This is a genomic window from Brevibacterium litoralis (assembly GCF_040212315.1).
GTDB classification, from domain to species: domain Bacteria; phylum Actinomycetota; class Actinomycetes; order Actinomycetales; family Brevibacteriaceae; genus Brevibacterium; species Brevibacterium litoralis.
The window spans coordinates 1-2,352 of record NZ_JBDIUY010000017.1 but is presented as its reverse complement, the minus strand read 5'-3'; the positions used below and the strand labels follow the sequence as shown (position 1 = coordinate 2,352).

The window sequence follows — 2,352 nt, the reverse complement described above, 5'->3', positions numbered from 1 at the left end:
ATGGGCGTCCACGCAAAACGCTCGGCTGGGCGACCCCAGCCGAGCGATTGCGGGAACTGTTAACTTCTGCGTGAGCCCGTACCACCGTACGAGTGTTGCAACGACCCCTAGAACCCAAGGTTCTCATCGGAACCGCAGGGCGCCTCGGGGGTGGGAGGCTGCGGTCAGCGGGTGGTGCTGGTCGCGAACTCGCGCAGACGGGCGAGTTCCGCACGCGCGTTGTCGAGCTGGGTCGCGACCGCACTGCGGGCGGTGCCGCCCTTGGCGTCACGGGAGTCGATCGAGCCCATGGTGGTGAGCACCGAGCGGACCTCCGGCGTGAAGTGCGCGGAGATCTCCGCGTAGTCGGCGTCGGTGAGGTCCCACAGTTCGACGTCGCGGGACTCGGCCACCTTGACGGCCGCGCCGGAGAGCTCGTGGGCGACACGGAAGGGCACGCCCTGGCGGACCAGCCACTCGGCGAGGTCGGTGGCGAGCGCGAAACCGCGCGGGGCCAGGTGTTCCATCTTCTCGGCGTTGAAGACGAGGGTGGAGACCATACCGGTGAAGGCGGGGAGGAGGAGGGTGAGCGTGTCCGCGGCGTCGAACACCGGTTCCTTGTCCTCCTGCAGATCCCGGTTGTAGGCCAGCGGCATGCCCTTGAGCGTCGTGAGGAGACCCGCGAGGTCACCGACCAGGCGGCCGGACTTGCCGCGGGTGAGCTCGGCGACGTCGGGGTTCTTCTTCTGCGGCATGATCGAGGACCCGGTGGAGAACCGGTCGTCGAGCGTGACGAAGTCGAACTCCTTCGTCGCCCACAGGATGATCTCCTCGGACAGACGGCTGAGGTCGACACCGATCATCGCCGTGACGAAGGTGAACTCCGCGAACACGTCGCGGGACGCCGTGCCGTCGATGGAGTTCTCCACGGAGTCGCCGAAGCCCAGTTCCTCCGCGACGGCCTGCGGGTCGAGGCCGAGCGAGGACCCGGCGAGCGCACCGGACCCGTAGGCACTCACGTTCGCACGGGCGTCGAGATCCATGAGGCGGTCGACGTCGCGCAGCAGGGGCCAGGCGTGGGCGAGCAGGTGATGGGCCAGCAGCACCGGCTGGGCGTGCTGGAGGTGGGTGCGTCCGGGCATCGGCACCTCGCGGTGGGCCGCGGCCTGGGTGATGAGCGCCTCGACGGTGTCGAGCACGAGACCGGCGATGATCCGGGCGTTGTCACGGATGTACATCCGGCCCATCGTCGCGATCTGGTCGTTGCGGGACCGGCCGGCACGCAGCTTGCCGCCGAGCTCGGGCCCGGCGATCTCCAGCAGGCCGCGTTCGAGGCCGGAGTGGACGTCCTCGTCGGACTGGGCGGCGACGAACTCACCGGTCCTCACCCTCTCCTCGAGCGTGTCGAGGGCGGCGATCATCCCGTCGAGCTCGGCGTCGTCCAGGAGCCCGGCCCGGTGGAGGACCCGGGCATGGGCGCGGGAGCCCGCGAGGTCGTAGGGGGCCAGACGCCAGTCGAAGTCCGTCGACTTCGACAGCTGGGCGAGCGCGTCGTCGGGACCGTCGGCGAACCGACCGCCCCACAGGCTCACCTTCTCGGGCGTCGGGGTGTTCTCGTCACTGCTCACGGATGGGCCTCTTTCGAAGGATGGTGGGAAGGATGTCACTGATCGGTCGGACCGGCCAGGGTGAGGAACCGGTCGACCAGTTGCTCCCCGGTGTGTCCGTCGCCGGCGATCACGAGGATCGTGTCGTCACCGGCGATCGTACCGAGGACGCCGGGCAGGACCGAGTGGTCGATCGCGCTGGCCAGGTACTGGGCGGCCCCCGGCGGGGTGCGGAGGACGACCAGGTTGTCCGAGCTCGTCGCGCTCACGAGGAGTTCCTCGAGGATCCGCCGGAGCTTGGCATCGAGGATCTCCGACTCCAGGCCCTTCTCCAGGCTCCGGTCGCCGCCCTCGCCGGGCACCGCGTAGACGGACCCGGACCCGGTCCGGATCTTCACCGCGCCGAGATCGACGAGGTCACGGCTGAGGGTCGCCTGCGTAACGGACACCCCCCGCTCGGCGAGGATCTGCATGAGTTCCGTCTGGCTCCGGACGGTACCGCGCCGGACGATGTCGATGATCTGCTGCTGTCGGGCCGTCTTCGTCGCCGGGGCCGCGGTGCGCGCGGCGTCAGGTCGGGCCGCCTCCGTCATGCCGACGTCTCCAGCAGCCAGGCCATGAGCGCCTTCTGCGCGTGCAGACGGTTCTCCGCCTCGTCGAAGACGACCGAGGCGGGTCCGTCGATCACCTCCGCCGCGACCTCGCTGCCGCGGTAGGCGGGCAGGCAGTGGAGGAAGATCGCACCCTCGGCGGCGGTGTCCATGAC

General features: G+C 69.7%; 2 protein-coding genes and 1 pseudogene. All 3 read right to left on the bottom strand.

The genetic code is table 11. The features are described from left to right. Positions 1-164: 164 nt before the first annotated feature. The gene (gene argH / locus AAD496_RS05750) at positions 165-1,607 is read right to left on the bottom strand and encodes an argininosuccinate lyase (protein WP_349827704.1); all 1,443 of its coding nucleotides are present in this window, start codon (positions 1,605-1,607) and stop codon (positions 165-167) included. A gap of 35 nt (positions 1,608-1,642) precedes the next feature. Further along, positions 1,643-2,179 (bottom strand): arginine repressor, encoded by a 537-nt coding sequence (locus AAD496_RS05745; protein WP_349827703.1) that lies wholly within the window; start codon positions 2,177-2,179, stop codon positions 1,643-1,645. Continuing rightward, a pseudogene (locus AAD496_RS05740) lies at positions 2,176-2,352 on the bottom strand (ornithine carbamoyltransferase); the annotation flags it as partial. The pseudogene AAD496_RS05740 and the gene AAD496_RS05745, both read right to left, overlap by 4 nt.